The sequence below is a fragment of the Pseudooceanicola antarcticus genome (assembly GCF_900215355.1).
Lineage (GTDB): Bacteria > Pseudomonadota > Alphaproteobacteria > Rhodobacterales > Rhodobacteraceae > Pseudooceanicola > Pseudooceanicola antarcticus.
Genome location: NZ_OBEA01000006.1, coordinates 194663 through 210419, shown reverse-complemented (window position 1 = coordinate 210419; position 15757 = coordinate 194663). Strand labels below are relative to the sequence as shown.

The following is a 15757-nucleotide window of genomic DNA, read 5'->3' as shown; positions in this document are numbered from 1 at the left end:
TGCGCTGCGGCGTAGCTCAATTCCGGGCCGCCGCGCAGGGGGTGTGCGCTGGTGCGGGGCGAGGCACGCTGAGCTGCCCGGTTGTGCGGAAGGGTGCGCAGGATTGCCTTGTGGAGCAGCAGGTTGTATCCCCGCGCGCAATCCGCCCGGAACCGGGCGACAGGCAAATGCCCCGTGGGGCAAGGATCAAGGAGTGGGATATGAGCCGCGCATTCGTCTTTCCGGGGCAGGGAGCACAGACCATCGGCATGGGCCGGGCGCTGGCCGAAGCCTATCCGCAGGCCAAGGCCGTCTTCGACGAGGTGAACGAGGCCCTGGGCCAGGACCTGAGCGCGCTGATCTGGGAGGGCGAGGCCGAAGAGCTGACCCTGACCGAGAACGCCCAGCCCGCCCTGATGGCAACCTCGCTCGCGGCCTTCCGCGCGCTTGAGGCCGAGGGGGTCTCGATTTCCGATGCCGCTTTCGTGGCCGGTCACTCGCTGGGGGAATATTCGGCTCTGGCTGCCGCCGGCACCGTCAGCGCGGCCGACGCGGCGCGTCTGCTGCGTATCCGTGGCCGTGCCATGCAGCAGGCCGTCCCCGTGGGCCAGGGCGCCATGGCCGCCCTGCTGGGGCTCGACTTCGCTGCCGCCTCTGCCGTGGCCGAGGAAGCCGCCCAGGGCGAGGTCTGCCAGGCCGCCAATGACAATGATCCCAGCCAGGTGGTGATCTCGGGCCACAAGGCTGCCGTGGAACGCGCGGTCGAGATCGCCAAGGCCGCCGGCGCCAAGCGCGCCATGCTGCTGCCGGTCTCTGCCCCCTTCCACTGCGCGCTGATGCAGCCCGCCGCGGAGGCGATGCAGGCCGCGCTGGCCGAGGTCACCTTCGCCGCACCCGCCGTGCCGCTGGTCGCCAATGTGCGCGCCGAGGCGGTCTCGGACGCGGAAGCGATCAAGGCGCTGCTGGTCGAGCAGGTCACCGGCTCGGTGCGCTGGCGCGAGAGCGTGGGTTACATGGCCCAGCAGGGCGTGACCGAGGTCTGGGAGATCGGCGCTGGCAAGGCGCTTTCGGGCATGATCCGCCGCATCGCGCGCGAGATCTCCTGCGCCCAGATCGGCACGCCCGAAGAGGTCGCCAAGGTGACCGCGGCGGCCGAGTAAGAGCTCGGGCGCGCGGGAATTCGGGATAGAGTACCCGCGGGGCCAGGCCCTGCGGGAGATTTGAATAGGATGATTGGGGCGGGACCCCGACTGGGAGAAAGACATGTTTGATCTGACGGGCAAGGCGGCGCTGGTAACCGGCGCCAGCGGTGGCATCGGCGGCGCGATCGCCAAGGCGCTGCACGGCGCGGGCGCGACGGTGGGCCTGAGCGGCACCCGCGAGGCTCCGCTGCAGGAGCTGGCGGCAGAGCTGGGTGAGCGCGCCCATGTGCTGCCCTGCAATCTTTCCGATGCCGAGGCTGTCGAGGCCCTGCCCAAGGCGGCTGCGGCGGCCATGGGCTCTCTCGATATCCTGGTGAACAATGCGGGCATCACCCGTGACCAGCTCTTCATGCGGATGAGCGACGAAGACTGGCAGTCGGTGCTTGACGTCAACCTGACCGCCACCATGCGCCTCTGCCGTGGCGTGATGCGCCCGATGATGAAGGCTCGCTGGGGTCGCATCGTGAACATCTCGTCCATCGTCGGTGCCACCGGCAATCCCGGCCAGGTGAACTATGCCGCCGCCAAGGCGGGCATGGTCGGCATGACCAAATCCATCGCCTATGAAGTGGCCAGCCGTGGCATCACCGCCAACTGCGTCGCGCCGGGCTTCATCGCCACCGCGATGACCGACAAGCTGAACGACGAGCAGAAGGCCAAGATCGACGCGCAGATCCCGGCCTCGCGCATGGGCACCCCGGAAGAGATCGCCGCCGCGGTTCTCTACCTCGCCAGCCCCGAAGCAGGCTATGTGACCGGCGCCACGCTGCATGTGAACGGCGGCATGGCAATGCTGTAAGGCCTGGGCTCTCGGGGGAGGGGCAGGGGTCCCGCCCCCGAGGCTGCCGCCTGCGTGCGGTTTCGCATGGGGTTGCTTTTGCGGACGGCTTGGGGCCTTCTGGCGAAATTCACGGCGAGCCCGGCCTTGCATCGGAGCCGCCGGGGGACCAGCTTAGGAAAGCGGGCCCGAAAGCGTTTGCGTTGCCGAAACCATGTGCTATAGGCGGCGCAGATTTTGCGGGACCTGTGCTGGAATTGCAGGATCCTGCGCCTCGCAATGCGGGGTGGAAGAGCCCCGGTTGGGGCAATGAAGCTGCCCGCTAGGGGCGAGGCAAGAAACGGGCCCAGAGGCCCATGTGACGTGAGGGGAAGACCTATGAGCGATGTCGCAGAGCGCGTGAAGAAAATCGTTGTCGAGCATCTCGGCGTGGAAGAAGACAAGGTGGTTGAGAACGCCTCCTTCATCGACGATCTGGGCGCAGACAGCCTCGACACCGTCGAGCTGGTCATGGCCTTCGAGGAAGAGTTCGGCATCGAGATCCCCGATGACGCAGCCGAGAACATCCAGACCTTCGGCGACGCGGTGAAGTTCATCTCCGAAGCCGCCTGAGGCTGACGCAGACAGGCCGCATGCCGGACCTGCCGCGAGAGACAAGAAAGGGGCTTCTGTCTGATGACAGGAGCCCCTTTTTCATGGCGCGCCGCTTCGGAGGCAGCGCGTGGCAAAGCGCTTCGTTTCACCGCCTATGAAGTGGTGCGCAGGCGCGGAAGCCTTGCCCCCGAGGCGTGGCCTCGGGTATGAGCGGGCAAAGAGTAGATTTGAGGGGCGGAAGCATATGCGTCGTGTTGTTGTCACTGGTCTGGGGCTTGTGACCCCGCTGGCCTGCGGTGTCGAAGAAAGCTGGTCGCGGATCCTGGACGGGAAGTCGGGCGCCGGTCCGATCTCCCAGTTCGATACAGAGGGCCTGACCACCACCTATGCCTGTGAAGTGCCGCGCGGCGATGGCTCGGACGGTACCTTCAATGCCGACCAGTGGATGGAGCCGAAAGAGCAGCGCAAGGTTGATACCTTCATCCTCTTCGGCGTTGCCGCCGCCCAGCAGGCGGTCGAGGACGCGGGCTGGATGCCCGAGGACGAAGAGGCGCGCTGCCGCACCGGCGTGCTGATCGGCTCTGGCATCGGGGGCCTGAACTCCATTGCCAACACCGCCGTGATGATGGAGCAGAAGGGCCCGCGCCGCGTCAGCCCGTTCTTCGTGCCCGGCGCGCTTATCAACCTGATCTCCGGTCAGGTTTCGATCAAGTACGGCTTCAAGGGGCCCAACCACTCGGTCGTCACCGCCTGTTCCACCGGCGCCCACGCCATCGGCGATGCGGCCCGGATGATCCAGTGGGGCGATGCGGACGTGATGGTCGCAGGCGGCGCCGAGGCGGCGATCTGCAAGATCGGCATCGCGGGCTTCAACGCCTGCAAGGCGCTGTCCACCAAGCGCGGCGACGAGCCTGAAAAGGCCTCGCGCCCCTATGACGCCGACCGTGACGGCTTCGTCATGGGCGAAGGTGCCGGTATCGTCGTGCTGGAAGAATACGAGCACGCCGTGGCCCGTGGCGCCAAGATCTACGGCGAATACCTGGGCTATGGCCTGTCGGGTGACGCCTACCACATCACCGCCCCGTCGGAAGATGGCGACGGCGCACGTCGCTGCATGGAGATGGCGCTGAACCGCGCCGGCCTGACGCCCTCGGACATCGATTACGTGAATGCCCATGGCACCTCGACCATGGCCGACACCATTGAACTAGGCGCAGTGGAGAAACTGATGGGCGACCATGCCGGGGATGTCACCATGTCCTCGACCAAGTCCGCCACCGGCCACCTGCTGGGCGCTGCAGGCGCGATCGAGGCGATCTTCTCGATCCTCGCCATCCGCGACCAGGTCGCCCCGCCGACCATCAACCTGGACAACCCGGCCGTCGAGACTAAGATCGACCTGGCGCCCAATGCCAAGCGCGAGCGCAAGATCGACGTGGCTCTGTCGAATTCCTTCGGCTTCGGCGGCACCAATGCCTCCCTGATCTTCGGCAAGGTGCGCTGACATGTGGCGATCCATCGCCTCGAACGCCTTTACCCTGCTGATCGTCGCCACCTTCCTGCTGGCGGGTGCGGTGGTCTGGGGTAAACGGCAATACGCCGAGCCAGGCCCCCTGGCCGAGGCGATCTGCCTGCGCGTCGCGCCGGGCTCCAACATGCGGCGCGTGAGTGCCGAGCTGGAAGAGCGCGGCGCGGTGTCCAACGGCTCGATCTTCCGGGTCGGCGCGGATTACACCGACAAGGCCAATGAGCTGAAAGCGGGCGCCTTCCTGGTGCCGGCCGAGGCCTCGATGCAGCAGATCGTCGATATCGTCACCCGTGGCGGTGCCTCGACCTGCGGCACCGAAGTGGTCTACCGCGTCGGCGTGCGCCAGTCCGATGTTCTGGTGCGCGAACTCGACCCGGCCACCACGCGCTTCGTCGAACGGGCCCGCTTCGTGCCCGGAGAGGCCGAAGCGCCCGAGGTCTACGAGGAAATCCGTGCCGCTGCCGACACCCGCTTCCGGGTGCAGATGGCGGAGGGTGTGACCTCGTGGCAGGTGGTGCAGCTGCTGAACCAGATCGGCGAGCTATCCGGCGAGATCTCCGAGATTCCCGCCGAGGGCACCCTGTCGCCCGACAGCTACGAGTTCGCCAAGGGCGAGAGCCGTGCCGAGCTGGTGCAGGAGATGCAGAGCCGTCAGAGCGCCATCCTGGCCGAGGCCTGGGCCAACCGGGTCGATGACCTGCCGCTGAAGAGCCCCGAAGAGGTGCTGATCATGGCGTCGATCATCGAGAAGGAAACCGCCGTGCCGGACGAGCGCCGCACCGTGGCCTCGGTCTTCGAGAACCGCCTGAAGCGCGGCATGCGCCTGCAGACGGACCCGACGGTGATCTACGGCATCACCCGCGGCGAGGGCGTGCTGGACCGCGGCATCCGCCAGAGCGAGCTGCGTGGAGAGACGCCCTACAACACCTATGTGATCGACGGCCTGCCGCCGACGCCCATTGCCAATCCGGGCCGTGCCTCGATCGAGGCGGCGGTGAACCCCGAACCCACCGACTACATCTACTTCGTGGCCGATGGCACCGGGGGGCATGCTTTTGCCGAGACGCTGAACGAGCATAACCGCAACGTCGCCCGTTGGCGCGAGATCGAGGCGGAACGGGCGAACCAGTGATGGATCGCCTGTGAAAGCCTCATGATTTCATAGGTTTGATGTCTGGGTTCGGGCGGGAGTTAACATTTCGTTACCCCGCCCGAACGCCCCTATAAGTTGACTAAGCGCACGGTCTCATCTATAGGTTGTGCCATGCTGGAACAAATGGGCAAGCGGCCTGGGAGCAATCCCACGGCCGTTTTTTCGTGCGTCTCAGGTCGCGGTTCGTGTCGCGGTCGGTGTCGGGGGGACAACGATAATGCGCGAGGCAAATAACAGACGATGGAAATGATCGCAGAAAAGGAAGCCCGGCTGCGCGAGGCAGTCGAGCGTGTCGAACGGCAGATCCGCGATCTCGCGGAAGACCTCGAGGGTGTGCAGGACAGGGTGCGCGCCGGAGAGATCGTGGCGGCAAAGGACGCCGTCAAGTTGAGCGGAGAAATCCGGTTCTGGATTCGCTTCGCGTTGGAGATGGAGGCCAAGCTTGATGAAGGACGACAGCGCAATGGACAGGGAGGCGCCGAGGAAATCGACCTCGACGCCGCGCGGGCTTCGATCGGGTGCCGCCTGGATCGCCTCCGCCGATGCGGATGTGCAGAAACGGTTTCTGGATGAACTGGATGAGGGAGAGCTTCGTGCTCTCCCTTTCTTGTTCGAGTTCTGGGCCATGCCGCACCAATTGCCCCCCGAGGGTGAGTGGAAGTCCTGGGTGATCCTGGGTGGACGCGGCGCGGGCAAGTCGCGCGCCGGATCGGAATGGGTGCGGGCCGAGGTCGAGGGCCCGCGGCCTCTGGCGCCGGGGCGATGTCGGCGGCTGGCGCTGGTCGGAGAGACCTTCGACCAGGTCCGCGACGTGATGATCTTCGGCGAGAGCGGCATCATGGCCTGCTCTCCGCCAGACCGGAAGCCCGAGTGGCAGGCCACGCGGCGGCGGCTGGTCTGGCCCAACGGGGCCGAGGCGCAGGCCTTTTCGGCAAGCGAGCCCGAGGCGCTGCGCGGACCGCAGTTCGATGGCGCCTGGCTGGATGAACTGGCCAAGTGGAAGAAGGCCGAGGCGACCTGGGACATGCTGCAGTTTGCCCTGCGCCTGGGGGATGATCCGCGGATCTGCGTTACCACCACCCCGCGCAACGTCGGCGTGCTGAAACGCCTGCTCGAGGCGCCCTCGACGGTGAGCACACATGCTCCGACCGAAGCCAATCGGGCCAACCTGGCAGAGAGTTTTCTTGAAGAGGTGCGCGCGCGCTACGCGGGCACCCGGCTTGGTCGGCAGGAGCTGGACGGACTCCTGATGGGCGAGACGGAGGGTGCCCTGTGGACCTCGGACATGCTTCACGCCGCCCAGGTCGAGGAGATCCCCGAGCTGAGCCGGATCGTGGTCGCGGTGGACCCGCCCGTGACCGGGCACGAGGGCTCGGACGAATGCGGAATCGTGGTCGCCGGGGTGGTGGCCAGGGGGGCACCACAGCATTGGCGCGCCTATGTGCTGGAGGATGCCTCGGTCGCGGCGGCGCGCCCGGCGCAATGGGCCGAGGCGGCGGTGGCCGCCTTCGAGCGGCATGGCGCAGATCGGATCGTGGCGGAGGTGAACCAGGGCGGAGACCTGGTCGAGGCCGTTCTGCGACAGGTCGATCCCCTGGTGCCAGTGAAGAAGGTCCGCGCCTCTCGTGGCAAGGCCGCACGGGCCGAACCCGTCGCGGCGCTCTACGAACAGGGGCGGGTACGACACGTGAAAGGGTTGGGTGCGCTTGAAGACCAGCTGGCGCAGATGACGCAGCAGGGATGGGAGGGCACTGGCAGCCCGGATCGGCTGGACGCGCTGGTCTGGGCGCTGCATGACCTGATGCTGAGCGCCCAGCCCCCAAGGCGTCCGCAGATGCGGAGCCTCTGACCATTTGCAGAGTTCGCACTTTGCGAAGTCAGGCCGCAAAGTGAAAAAGCGAAGTGCAAACTGCGAAGTGCAATTTGCAAAGTGACAGATAGAGCGAAGCGCCGGTCCGCGAGGGCCGGCGCTTTTTGCGTTCCGAGGTGATCAATGCGTGGGCCGGGGGAGAGAGACTAGCGGGCGGGAATAGGGCGTGGATTCTTGTAAGGCATTGAAAAAAGTCACTTATACTTGGTGCATCGGACCTCCGGACGTTGGGCTCGGCGCTTCTTAACAAAATGATCACAGTTTTCTTCGCAACGGGCCGCCGGATCGGGGGCCGGAACCGAGCGAAGGAGACACGCATGGGGGTCATCGACTATTTCCGGCGCGACGCAGGCCAGGGGGCCTCCAAGCCTGCCGGGGCCACGCAGGCCGCGCCCGAGCGGAAGGCCTCTGCCACCGGGCGGGTCATGGCCTATGGCTCGGCCGGTCGTGTGGCCTGGAGCCCGCGTGACGCAGCCTCTCTGACCCGCATGGGCTTTGCCGGCAACCCCGTGGGCTTCCGCGCGGTGAAGATGATCGCGGAGGCCGCTGCCGCCCTGCCGCTGGTGCTGCAGGACGATGCGCGCCGCTACTCCGAACATCCCGTGCTGCGCCTGCTGCGCAGCCCCAACCCGGCCCAGGGCCGCGCCGAGCTGCTGGAAAGCCTCTACGGCCAGCTGCTGCTGACCGGCAATGGCTATCTCGAGGCCGTGTCGGCGGAGGAGGGCGCGCCGGTCGAGCTGCATGTGCTGCGTTCGGATCGGATGAGCCTGGTGCCCGGGGCCAATGGCTGGCCGGTGGCCTTTGAATATGCGGTCGGCGGGCAGAAACACCGTTTCGACGTCACCGGAGAGCGGCCTCCGATCTGTCATTTCAAGAGCTTCCATCCCCAGGACGATCACTATGGCCTCTCGCCCATGCAGGCGGCGGCCCAGGCGCTGGACGTGCACAACGCCGCCTCGCGCTGGTCGAAGGCGCTTCTGGACAATGCCGCGCGGCCCTCGGGCGCGATCGTCTACAGCGGGCTCGATGGCGAGGGAGTGATGACCTCGGACCAGTACGACCGGTTGGTGACCGAGATGGAGACCTACCACCAGGGCGCGGCCAATGCGGGTCGGCCGATGCTGCTGGAAGGGGGGCTGGACTGGAAACCCATGGGCTTCAGCCCCTCGGACATGGAGTTCCAGAAGACCAAGGAGGCCGCCGCGCGCGAGATCGCCCTGGCCTTCGGGGTGCCGCCGATGCTTCTGGGCATCCCTGGCGACGCGACCTACGCCAATTACCAGGAGGCACATCGCGCCTTCTTCCGCCTGACGGTGCTGCCGCTGGCAGCCCGCGTGACGGCGGCGCTCGGGGAGTGGCTGGAGCGCTTCACCGGCGAGGATCTGCAGCTAAGCCCGGACCTGGACAAGGTGCCGGCGCTTGCCGCCGAGCGCGATGCGCAATGGAGCCGCGTGGCGGGGGCGGATTTCCTCAGCCAGTCCGAGAAGCGCGCCCTGCTGGGCCTGCCACCGCTGGAGGCCCGCGGGGCCTCGCTGGATGGCGCGGATGTCTGAGCTTCGCGAGATCCGGCGCAGCGCGGGCTACGAGGAGTTCCAATGCGGCCCGGCGCTGCGGCTGGACGCCCATGAGCGGCTCTCGGGCCTGCAGATCGAGGCGCTGAATGCGCGGATCGACCGGATAGAGCAGCTGCTGGAGCGGCTGGAAAAGCGGCTTTGGCTGATTGTCTTCGGCGTCGTGGGCGTGGTCCTGGCCGAGGCCTTCCAGTCGGTGATCGACAAACTGCCCTGATGGGAGAGAGTGATGGATTTTCAGAATCTTGCCGGGCTTGAGCACAAGTTCCACCGTTTCGATTCCGAGCTTGTAGTCGAGGCCGATGGCATGGCGATCGAGGGTTATGCCTCGCGCTTCGGGGCCTGCGACCAGGGTGGCGACGTGGTGCAGAAGGGGGCCTACGCGGGTTCCCTGGCCCGGATCGCGGCGCAGGGGATGCGGGTGAAGATGCTCTGGCAGCACGACCCCTCCCAGCCCATCGGTGTCTGGGAGGAGATCCGCGAGGATGCCACCGGGCTCTGGGTCAAGGGCCACCTGCTGGAGAGCGTCGAGAAGGGCCGCGAAGCCGCCGCGCTTATCCGCGCCGGCGCTATCGACGGGCTCTCCATCGGCTACCGCACCAAGCGGGCGGCAAAGGATGACGGGGGCCGCAGGCTCCTGACGGAACTGGAGCTCTGGGAGGTCTCTCTGGTGACCTTCCCGATGCTGCCCAGTGCGCGGGTCGCGGCCAAGGGTGAAAGCCCGGCCGAGGATGCCCTGCGCGAAATGGCGGCGGCCTTCCGGGCCGCGCGGGCCGAATTGGGCGGCCGCTAGGGCGCTCTCTCACTTCCATCCCAGGAGACGACGATGGGTATGACCGAGACCGAAACTCGGGCTGGGGAGAGCCTCTCTCCCGTGGCCGAGGTGAAATCCGCCGTTTCGGATTTCATGCGGGAGTTCAAAGGCTTCCGCGCCGAACTTGATGAAAGACTTCAGCAACAGGAAAGCCGACTGACCATGCTTGATCGCAAATCCCTGACCGCCGCGCGCCCGGCGCTGGCCTCTGCCGCCGACAGCGGCGCCCCGCATCGCAAGGCGGTGTCCGCCTACCTGCGCTGTGGTGATGACGACGGCCTGCGCGGGCTGGAGCTGGAGGGCAAGGCGCTCTCGATCACCGGCGATGGCGGCTACCTGCTGGACCCCGAGACCTCGGCCACGATCAGCTCGGTGCTGAAGAGCTCGGCCTCGATCCGCCAGGTGGCGAACGTGGTGAACGTCAACGCCAGCTCCTATGACGTGCTGGTGGATACCAGCGACATGGGCGCCGGCTGGAACGACGAGAGCAGCGTCTCCGAGACCTCGACGCCCGCGGTTGACCGGATCTCCATCGAGCTCTTCGAGCTCTCGGCCCTGCCCAAGGCGAGCCAGCGTCTGCTGGATGACAGCGCTTTCGACGTCGAGGGCTGGCTGGCCGAGCGTATCGCCGACAAGTTCGCCCGCGCCGAGGCCGATGCCTTCATCAATGGCGATGGCACCGACAAGCCCAAGGGCTTCATGACCCATACCAAGGTGGCCGAGGCCTCCTGGGCCTGGGAGAGCCTGGGCTACGTGGCCACGGGCACCGATGGCGACTTCGATCCCAATGATCCCGCCGATGCGCTGGTCGACCTGGTCTATACGCTGGGCGCGCGCTACCGCGCCAACGGCACCTTCGTGATGAACTCGAAGACCGCCGGTGCCGTGCGCAAGATCAAGGATCTGGATGGCCGTTTCCTGTGGTCCGATGGCCTGGCCAATGGCGAGCCCGCGCGCCTCATGGGCTACCCGGTGCTAATCGCCGAGGACATGCCCGACATCGCTTCGGACGCCTATCCGATCGCTTTCGGTGACTTCCATGCCGGCTACACCGTGGCCGAGCGCCCGGACCTGCGCGTGCTGCGCGATCCCTTCAGCGCCAAGCCGCATGTGCTGTTCTACGCCACCAAGCGCGTCGGCGGGGATGTCAGCGATTTCGCCGCCATCAAGCTGCTGAAGTTCGGCACGTCGTAAGACGCGTCGGACCGGCGGGGCCGGGTCTTCGGCCTCGTCGGGCGCGTGTCTCTCTCAGGCGTTGTCCAGCAGCTCCCTCCGTCCGAGCAACGTTGGGAGGCACGCGTCGGAGGCTCTTGCCCTGATGCGCCGCGGGCCGGACAGGCCGGTCCCGAATATCGGAGTACGGTGATGATATTGATCGAAGTGAACCAGGTAGCCGCAGAGGTCCTGCCGGTCGGCCAGTTCAGGCAACACTTGCGCCTGGGCACGGGCTTTGCCGAGGACAGCGCGCAGGACGACGTGCTGGAGGGCTACATCCGCGCCGCGCTTGCCGCGGTCGAGGGGCGCACCGGCCAGGCGATCTTCCAGCGCGACTTCATCTGGACCGTGCAGAGCTGGGCCAACCCCAAGGCGCAGGCCTTCCCGCTGGCGCCGGTGCGGCTGATCCAGCAGGTCACGCTGGTCGACAAGGATGGCGCCCGCAGCAGCCAGGATACCGCGGACTACACGTTCGACGAGGACGTCTTCGAGCCGAAGTTCCGCGCCATCGAGGGCGATTTGCCCGAACCACCCAAGGATGGCCGGATCGAGGTCGTGCTGACCGCCGGCGCGGCGCTCAGCTGGCAAGAGGTGCCGCCGGACCTGGCGCAGGCGGTACTGCTGATGGCCTCTCATTACTACGAGTACCGCAACGATGTGGCACTCGGCAAAGGCTGCACCCCCTTCGGGGTCACCGCCCTGCTCGAGCGCTACCGGCCCATGCGGATCGGGTTGGGAGGTCGCCAATGATCCCGCGTCTGAACCGAGAGCTGATCCTTGAACGGCCGGTCCGCGTCGCTGATGGCGCGGGTGGTTTCGAGAGCAGCTGGGATGCGCTCGGCATCCTCTGGGCCGAAGTCACGCCGGGCCGCGACGGGCTGCACCAGCGCGCTGACCTGGCCTCGCACCGGAACCTGCTGAAGATCATCGTGCGCGGTGCGCCTCCAGGGGCCTCGAATCGGCCGCAACCGGGGCAGCGCTTCCGCGACGGAGAACGGATCTACATGATCGACGCCGTGCAGGAGGCCGATGCCTCGGGCCGGTTCCTGCGCTGCCGCGCCCGCGAGGAGGTGCTGGCATGAGCTATGCGGTTTCCGCCGCGCTGCAGGCAGCGCTCTATGGCCAGCTCTCGACCAATGCGGTGCTGATGGCCCTGGTCGGCAGCGATATCTTCGATGCGCCGCCCCAGGGCACCCCGCCCGCGACCTATGTCAGCCTCGGTCCCGAGCTGGTTCGCGACTGGTCGACGGTCTGCGGCAGCGGGGCGGAGCATGACCTGACGATCTCGGTGGTGACCACCGAGGCCGGTTTCCAGACCGCCAAGGAGGTGGCCGCCGCCATCTCCGACGCGCTGGAGCTGCCGATGCCTGCGCTGAGCCGCGGTCACCTGGTCAGCCTGAATTTCCTCAAGGCTCGGGCGCGCCGGGACGAGGCGGGGCAGTTGCGCCGCATCGACCTGAGCTATCGCGCCCGCGTGCAAGACACCTGAACCCTTTCGACGGAGTGACGACAATGGTGGCCCAGAACGGCAAGGACCTTTTGATCAAGGTGGACATGAACGATGCCGGCCTCTTCGAGACGCTGGCGGGCCTGCGCGCGTCGCGGTTGAGCTTCAACGCCGAGGCGGTGGATGTGACGAGCCTGGAAAGCCAGGGCGGCTGGCGTGAGCTGCTGTCGGGCGCTGGCGTCCGCTCGGCGGCGATCAGCGGCTCGGGGGTCTTCAAGGATGCGGGCAGCGACGAGCGCGCCCGGCAGATCTTCTTCGATGGCGAAACCCCGGCCTTCCAGGTGATCATCCCCGACTTCGGCGTGGTCGAGGGGCCCTTCCAGGTCACGGCGATTGAATACTCGGGCGCGCACAACGGCGAGGCCACCTACGAGCTCTCCATGGCTTCGGCCGGCGCGCTCAGCTTCACGGCGCTCTGATCATGGCCAACCCCCATGCAGGTGAGGTGGCGCTGGTGCTGGATGGTCAGCGTCACGTGATGAAGCTGACCCTCGGCGCCCTGGCCGAGCTGGAAGCGATGCTGGAGAGCGGCTCTTTGCTGGAGCTGGTCGAGCGCTTCGAGAGTGGCGGCTACAGCACCCGTGATGTGCTGGCGCTGATCGTGGCCGGGCTGCGCGGGGGTGGCTGGCAGGGTCGGGCCGAGGATCTGCTGAGCGTCGAGATCGAGGGCGGGCCGATGCTGGCCGCCCGCAAGGCCGCCGAGCTTCTGGCGCGGGCCTTCACGGTGCCGCAGGGCACGGAATGAGCGGGCCGGGCATGAGCGGCCTCGATTGGCCCGCGCTGATGCAGGTCGGGCTGCGGGTCCTGGGCCTGCGCCCGGCGGAGTTCTGGGCCCTCACCCCGGCCGAGCTGCGGCTGATGCTGGGGGAGGGCGCGCAGGCTGCCTCGGTGCTGAACCGGGCGCGGCTGGATGAATTGCTGGCGGCCTACCCCGATGGGGCGGCTGAGCAGACAGGAGGCGAGAATGGATGATCTGAACGGTCTGGAAGCGCTGCAGGCGCAGGTGGACAGCTTTGATGCGACCCTTGGCGGTGCCGCCGACATGGCCGCCGGCTTCGACAGTGAGCTGCGCCGCATGCGTAGCGCCCTGGCCGAGACGGGCAAGGATGTGCAGACGCTGGAACGCGGCCTCAGCCGAGGTCTGCGCCGGGCGCTGGACGGGGTGCTCTTCGACGGGATGCGCCTGTCGGACGCAATGAAGACCGTCGCCAACTCGATGGTCAACGCCGCCTATTCCGCTGCCGTGAAGCCGGTGACGGACCATTTCGGCGGGCTTATCGCCCAGGGCGTCGGCGGGCTGGTGCAGAACGTCATGCCCTTCGCCAAGGGCGGCGTGGTGTCCTCTCCCACCTATTTCCCCATGCGCGGCGGCACGGGCCTGATGGGAGAGGCGGGTCCCGAGGCGATCATGCCGCTCTCGCGTGGCGCCGACGGTCGTCTTGGCGTGCGGATGGAGGGGCAGGGGCCTGCCAACGTGGTGATCAACATCACGACTCCGGATGTCGAGGGCTTCCGCCGTTCGCAAAGCCAGATTGCCGCCCAGATGAGCCGCGCCCTGTCGCGCGGTGCCCGCAACCGCTGAGGAGATCGCCATGTCCTTCCACGAGGTCCGCTTTCCCGCCAATCTCTCTTTCGGCTCCACCGGAGGCCCAGAGCGGCGCACCGAGGTGGTGACGCTGGCCAATGGCTTCGAGGAGCGCAACACGCCCTGGGAGCACTCGCGGCGGCGCTTCGATGCGGGGGTGTCCATGCGCTCTCTCGATGATGTAGAGACGCTGATTGCCTTCTTCGAGGCGCGTCAGGGGCAGCTGCACGGGTTCCGCTGGAAGGATTGGTCCGACTACAAGTCCTGCCTGCCCAGCCTGGAGGTCGACTATCGGGACCAGGTGATCGCCATCGGGGATGGAGAGACGCTCAGCTTTCCGCTGATCAAGACCTATGCCTCGGGCGCCCAGAGCTATGCGCGGCCCATCACCAAGCCCGTTCTGGGCACGGTGCGCGTCGGGGTCGAGGATGACGAGTTGCAGGACGGGCTGCATTACTCGGTCGATGTCACCACGGGCGTGGTGACCTTTGCCACCGCCCCCAATACGGGCATGGAGATCACCGCCGGTTTCGAGTTCGACGTGCCGGTGCGGTTCGATACCGAACGTATCCAGACCTCGGTGGCCTCCTTCCGGGCCGGCGATGTACCCAGTGTCCCGGTGGTGGAGCTGCGGGTCTGATGGCGTTCAACAGCGAGCTGGCCGCGCATCTGCAAAGCGGCGCCACCACCACCTGCCATGCCTGGGCGATCACCCGTACGGACGGCGTGGTGCTGGGCTTTACCGATCACGACCGTGACCTCAGCTTCGAGGGCATCACCTTTCGCGCCGACACCGGGCTTTCGGCGGCGGCGCTGCAACAGGGCACCGGGCTTTCGGTCGACAATTCCGAGGCCATCGGCGCACTGAGCTATGCCGCGATCCGCGAAGAGGATATCGAGGCAGGCCGTTTCGACGGGGCCGGGGTGGTGGCCTGGCTGGTCAACTGGGCTTCGCCCGAGGCGCGGCAGGTGGTCTTCCGGGGCAGTATCGGAGAGCTGACCCGCGCCGGTGGTGCCTTCCGGGCCGAATTGCGCGGGCTTTCCGAGGTGTTGAACCAGCCCATGGGGCGGATCTACCAGAAACCCTGTGCCGCCGTTCTGGGCGGACAGGGCTGTGGCGTCGACCTGGCGCAGCCCGGCTACCGCGCAGAGGTGCAGGCCACAGGGATCGAGAGCCTCTCGCAGATCCACTTTCCCGCGCTGGCAGGCTTTGCCGCGGGCTGGTTCTCGCACGGTCGTATCGAGGTTCTGGATGGGCCCGCCGAGGGGCTCTCGGTGCCGATCAAGCAGGATCGGGACCTGGGCGAGATCCGGCAGATCGAGCTCTGGACGCCGCTGCCGGTCGATCCCGGAGCAGGGGCGCTTTTCCGCCTCGAGGCGGGATGTGACAAGCGCTTTGCCACCTGCCGCGCGAAGTTCGACAATGCGCTGAATTTCCAGGGGTTTCCGGATATCCCCGGCGAGGATTGGGTCATGGTCCATCCCTCTCAGAGCGGGGCTGCCGGCGGGGGATCGCGGCGATGAGCCGGGCGGACCAGGTGGTTCAGGCCGCGCGTGGCTGGATCGGCACCCCCTACCTGCACCAGGCCTCGCTCAAGGGGGCAGGCACAGATTGCCTCGGGCTCTTGCGTGGTGTCTGGCGCGAGGTGCTGGGACAGGAGCCCGCAGCGGTGCCCGCTTATACGCCCGACTGGTCCGAACCGCAGCGGCAGGAACGCCTCTGGAGCGCCGCGCGCCGCCACCTGCTGCCACGCGAGGGTGCGCCGCAGCCGGGCGATGTGCTGCTCTTCCGCATGCGCGCCGGTGCGGTGGCCAAGCACCTGGGCATCCTCGCCCAGGGTGGGGCCTATCCGACCTTCATTCATGCCTATTCCGGCCACGCGGTGCTTGAAAGCCCGCTGAGCCAGCCCTGGCGGCGCCGGATCGTGGCCAGTTTCGCATTCCCCGACGAGGTGTAACCC

General features: G+C 67.1%; 21 protein-coding genes. All 21 read left to right on the top strand.

The window, feature by feature from the left end; genetic code table 11:
• Positions 1-200: 200 nt before the first annotated feature.
• The 21 genes from fabD to CRO50_RS15615 all read left to right on the top strand — a co-directional run bounded on the left by fabD (position 201) and on the right by CRO50_RS15615 (position 15754).
• Positions 201-1139, top strand: a complete 939-nt coding sequence (gene fabD / locus CRO50_RS15710) for an ACP S-malonyltransferase (protein WP_097146873.1) — start codon at positions 201-203, stop codon at positions 1137-1139.
• 103 nt (positions 1140-1242) lie between these two features.
• Positions 1243-1980, top strand: a complete 738-nt coding sequence (gene fabG, locus CRO50_RS15705; protein WP_097146872.1) for a 3-oxoacyl-ACP reductase FabG — start codon at positions 1243-1245, stop codon at positions 1978-1980.
• A 357-nt stretch (positions 1981-2337) separates the two neighbouring features.
• The gene (locus CRO50_RS15700) at positions 2338-2571 is read left to right on the top strand and encodes an acyl carrier protein (RefSeq protein WP_097146871.1); all 234 of its coding nucleotides are present in this window, start codon (positions 2338-2340) and stop codon (positions 2569-2571) included.
• Between the two features lie 226 nt (positions 2572-2797).
• The gene (gene fabF / locus CRO50_RS15695) at positions 2798-4057 is read left to right on the top strand and encodes a beta-ketoacyl-ACP synthase II (protein ID WP_097146870.1); all 1260 of its coding nucleotides are present in this window, start codon (positions 2798-2800) and stop codon (positions 4055-4057) included.
• Position 4058: 1 nt separating this feature from the next.
• The gene (gene mltG, locus CRO50_RS15690) at positions 4059-5213 is read left to right on the top strand and encodes an endolytic transglycosylase MltG (RefSeq protein ID WP_097146869.1); all 1155 of its coding nucleotides are present in this window, start codon (positions 4059-4061) and stop codon (positions 5211-5213) included.
• Positions 5214-5474: 261 nt separating this feature from the next.
• The gene (locus tag CRO50_RS20225; RefSeq protein WP_179747301.1) at positions 5475-5807 is read left to right on the top strand and encodes a hypothetical protein; all 333 of its coding nucleotides are present in this window, start codon (positions 5475-5477) and stop codon (positions 5805-5807) included.
• Positions 5698-7083 (top strand): DNA-packaging protein, encoded by a 1386-nt coding sequence (locus CRO50_RS15685; RefSeq protein ID WP_097146868.1) that lies wholly within the window; start codon positions 5698-5700, stop codon positions 7081-7083. The genes CRO50_RS20225 and CRO50_RS15685 overlap by 110 nt, the downstream gene beginning before the upstream one ends.
• Before the next feature lie 338 nt (positions 7084-7421).
• Positions 7422-8657, top strand: coding sequence for a phage portal protein (locus tag CRO50_RS15680; RefSeq protein WP_097146867.1), 1236 nt, complete (start codon positions 7422-7424; stop codon positions 8655-8657).
• Entirely contained in the window at positions 8650-8892 is a 243-nt protein-coding gene (locus CRO50_RS15675; protein WP_097146992.1) for a GTA head formation protein, RCAP_rcc01685 family, read from the top strand. The genes CRO50_RS15680 and CRO50_RS15675 overlap by 8 nt, the downstream gene beginning before the upstream one ends.
• A gap of 12 nt (positions 8893-8904) precedes the next feature.
• Positions 8905-9468, top strand: coding sequence for an HK97 family phage prohead protease (locus CRO50_RS15670; protein WP_097146866.1), 564 nt, complete (start codon positions 8905-8907; stop codon positions 9466-9468).
• Between the two features lie 33 nt (positions 9469-9501).
• On the top strand, positions 9502-10683 hold the full coding sequence (locus tag CRO50_RS15665; RefSeq protein ID WP_097146865.1) for a phage major capsid protein: 1182 nt from the start codon (positions 9502-9504) through the stop codon (positions 10681-10683).
• Positions 10684-10854: 171 nt separating this feature from the next.
• Positions 10855-11454, top strand: coding sequence for a head-tail connector protein (locus CRO50_RS15660; RefSeq protein WP_097146864.1), 600 nt, complete (start codon positions 10855-10857; stop codon positions 11452-11454).
• Complete coding sequence (locus CRO50_RS15655; protein WP_097146863.1) at positions 11451-11786, top strand: head-tail adaptor protein; 336 nt, start codon at positions 11451-11453, stop codon at positions 11784-11786. The genes CRO50_RS15660 and CRO50_RS15655 overlap by 4 nt, the downstream gene beginning before the upstream one ends.
• Positions 11783-12193: a DUF3168 domain-containing protein gene (locus CRO50_RS15650; protein ID WP_097146862.1), complete on the top strand. Its 411-nt coding sequence runs from the start codon at positions 11783-11785 to the stop codon at positions 12191-12193. The genes CRO50_RS15655 and CRO50_RS15650 overlap by 4 nt, the downstream gene beginning before the upstream one ends.
• A gap of 23 nt (positions 12194-12216) precedes the next feature.
• Positions 12217-12630, top strand: a complete 414-nt coding sequence (locus CRO50_RS15645) for a phage major tail protein, TP901-1 family (protein WP_097146861.1) — start codon at positions 12217-12219, stop codon at positions 12628-12630.
• Between the two features lie 2 nt (positions 12631-12632).
• The gene (locus CRO50_RS15640) at positions 12633-12956 is read left to right on the top strand and encodes a gene transfer agent family protein (protein ID WP_097146860.1); all 324 of its coding nucleotides are present in this window, start codon (positions 12633-12635) and stop codon (positions 12954-12956) included.
• Positions 12957-12967: 11 nt separating this feature from the next.
• Positions 12968-13183, top strand: a complete 216-nt coding sequence (locus tag CRO50_RS15635; protein WP_097146859.1) for a rcc01693 family protein — start codon at positions 12968-12970, stop codon at positions 13181-13183.
• Entirely contained in the window at positions 13176-13793 is a 618-nt protein-coding gene (locus tag CRO50_RS15630) for a phage tail tape measure protein (protein WP_097146858.1), read from the top strand. The genes CRO50_RS15635 and CRO50_RS15630 overlap by 8 nt, the downstream gene beginning before the upstream one ends.
• A 10-nt stretch (positions 13794-13803) precedes the next feature.
• Positions 13804-14436 carry a DUF2460 domain-containing protein gene (locus tag CRO50_RS15625; RefSeq protein WP_097146857.1) on the top strand — a complete coding sequence of 211 codons (633 nt, stop codon included), beginning with the start codon at positions 13804-13806 and terminating at the stop codon, positions 14434-14436.
• The gene (locus CRO50_RS15620; RefSeq protein WP_097146856.1) at positions 14436-15320 is read left to right on the top strand and encodes a DUF2163 domain-containing protein; all 885 of its coding nucleotides are present in this window, start codon (positions 14436-14438) and stop codon (positions 15318-15320) included. Before CRO50_RS15625 ends, CRO50_RS15620 begins: the two co-directional genes overlap by 1 nt.
• Positions 15317-15754 (top strand): NlpC/P60 family protein, encoded by a 438-nt coding sequence (locus CRO50_RS15615; protein WP_097146855.1) that lies wholly within the window; start codon positions 15317-15319, stop codon positions 15752-15754. The genes CRO50_RS15620 and CRO50_RS15615 overlap by 4 nt, the downstream gene beginning before the upstream one ends.
• Positions 15755-15757 lie beyond the last annotated feature (3 nt).

Bases quoted from the DNA above. Each gene is read 5' to 3' on its own strand.
- fabD (WP_097146873.1), top strand. From the start codon at position 201: ATGAGCCGCGCATTCGTCTTTCCGGGGCAGGGAGCACAGACCATCGGC.
- fabG (WP_097146872.1), top strand. From the start codon at position 1,243: ATGTTTGATCTGACGGGCAAGGCGGCGCTGGTAACCGGCGCCAGCGGT.
- CRO50_RS15700 (WP_097146871.1), top strand. From the start codon at position 2,338: ATGAGCGATGTCGCAGAGCGCGTGAAGAAAATCGTTGTCGAGCATCTC.
- fabF (WP_097146870.1), top strand. From the start codon at position 2,798: ATGCGTCGTGTTGTTGTCACTGGTCTGGGGCTTGTGACCCCGCTGGCC.
- mltG (WP_097146869.1), top strand. From the start codon at position 4,059: ATGTGGCGATCCATCGCCTCGAACGCCTTTACCCTGCTGATCGTCGCC.
- CRO50_RS20225 (WP_179747301.1), top strand. From the start codon at position 5,475: ATGGAAATGATCGCAGAAAAGGAAGCCCGGCTGCGCGAGGCAGTCGAG.
- CRO50_RS15685 (WP_097146868.1), top strand. From the start codon at position 5,698: ATGGACAGGGAGGCGCCGAGGAAATCGACCTCGACGCCGCGCGGGCTT.
- CRO50_RS15680 (WP_097146867.1), top strand. From the start codon at position 7,422: ATGGGGGTCATCGACTATTTCCGGCGCGACGCAGGCCAGGGGGCCTCC.
- CRO50_RS15675 (WP_097146992.1), top strand. From the start codon at position 8,650: ATGTCTGAGCTTCGCGAGATCCGGCGCAGCGCGGGCTACGAGGAGTTC.
- CRO50_RS15670 (WP_097146866.1), top strand. From the start codon at position 8,905: ATGGATTTTCAGAATCTTGCCGGGCTTGAGCACAAGTTCCACCGTTTC.
- CRO50_RS15665 (WP_097146865.1), top strand. From the start codon at position 9,502: ATGGGTATGACCGAGACCGAAACTCGGGCTGGGGAGAGCCTCTCTCCC.
- CRO50_RS15660 (WP_097146864.1), top strand. From the start codon at position 10,855: ATGATATTGATCGAAGTGAACCAGGTAGCCGCAGAGGTCCTGCCGGTC.
- CRO50_RS15655 (WP_097146863.1), top strand. From the start codon at position 11,451: ATGATCCCGCGTCTGAACCGAGAGCTGATCCTTGAACGGCCGGTCCGC.
- CRO50_RS15650 (WP_097146862.1), top strand. From the start codon at position 11,783: ATGAGCTATGCGGTTTCCGCCGCGCTGCAGGCAGCGCTCTATGGCCAG.
- CRO50_RS15645 (WP_097146861.1), top strand. From the start codon at position 12,217: ATGGTGGCCCAGAACGGCAAGGACCTTTTGATCAAGGTGGACATGAAC.
- CRO50_RS15640 (WP_097146860.1), top strand. From the start codon at position 12,633: ATGGCCAACCCCCATGCAGGTGAGGTGGCGCTGGTGCTGGATGGTCAG.
- CRO50_RS15635 (WP_097146859.1), top strand. From the start codon at position 12,968: ATGAGCGGCCTCGATTGGCCCGCGCTGATGCAGGTCGGGCTGCGGGTC.
- CRO50_RS15630 (WP_097146858.1), top strand. From the start codon at position 13,176: ATGGATGATCTGAACGGTCTGGAAGCGCTGCAGGCGCAGGTGGACAGC.
- CRO50_RS15625 (WP_097146857.1), top strand. From the start codon at position 13,804: ATGTCCTTCCACGAGGTCCGCTTTCCCGCCAATCTCTCTTTCGGCTCC.
- CRO50_RS15620 (WP_097146856.1), top strand. From the start codon at position 14,436: ATGGCGTTCAACAGCGAGCTGGCCGCGCATCTGCAAAGCGGCGCCACC.
- CRO50_RS15615 (WP_097146855.1), top strand. From the start codon at position 15,317: ATGAGCCGGGCGGACCAGGTGGTTCAGGCCGCGCGTGGCTGGATCGGC.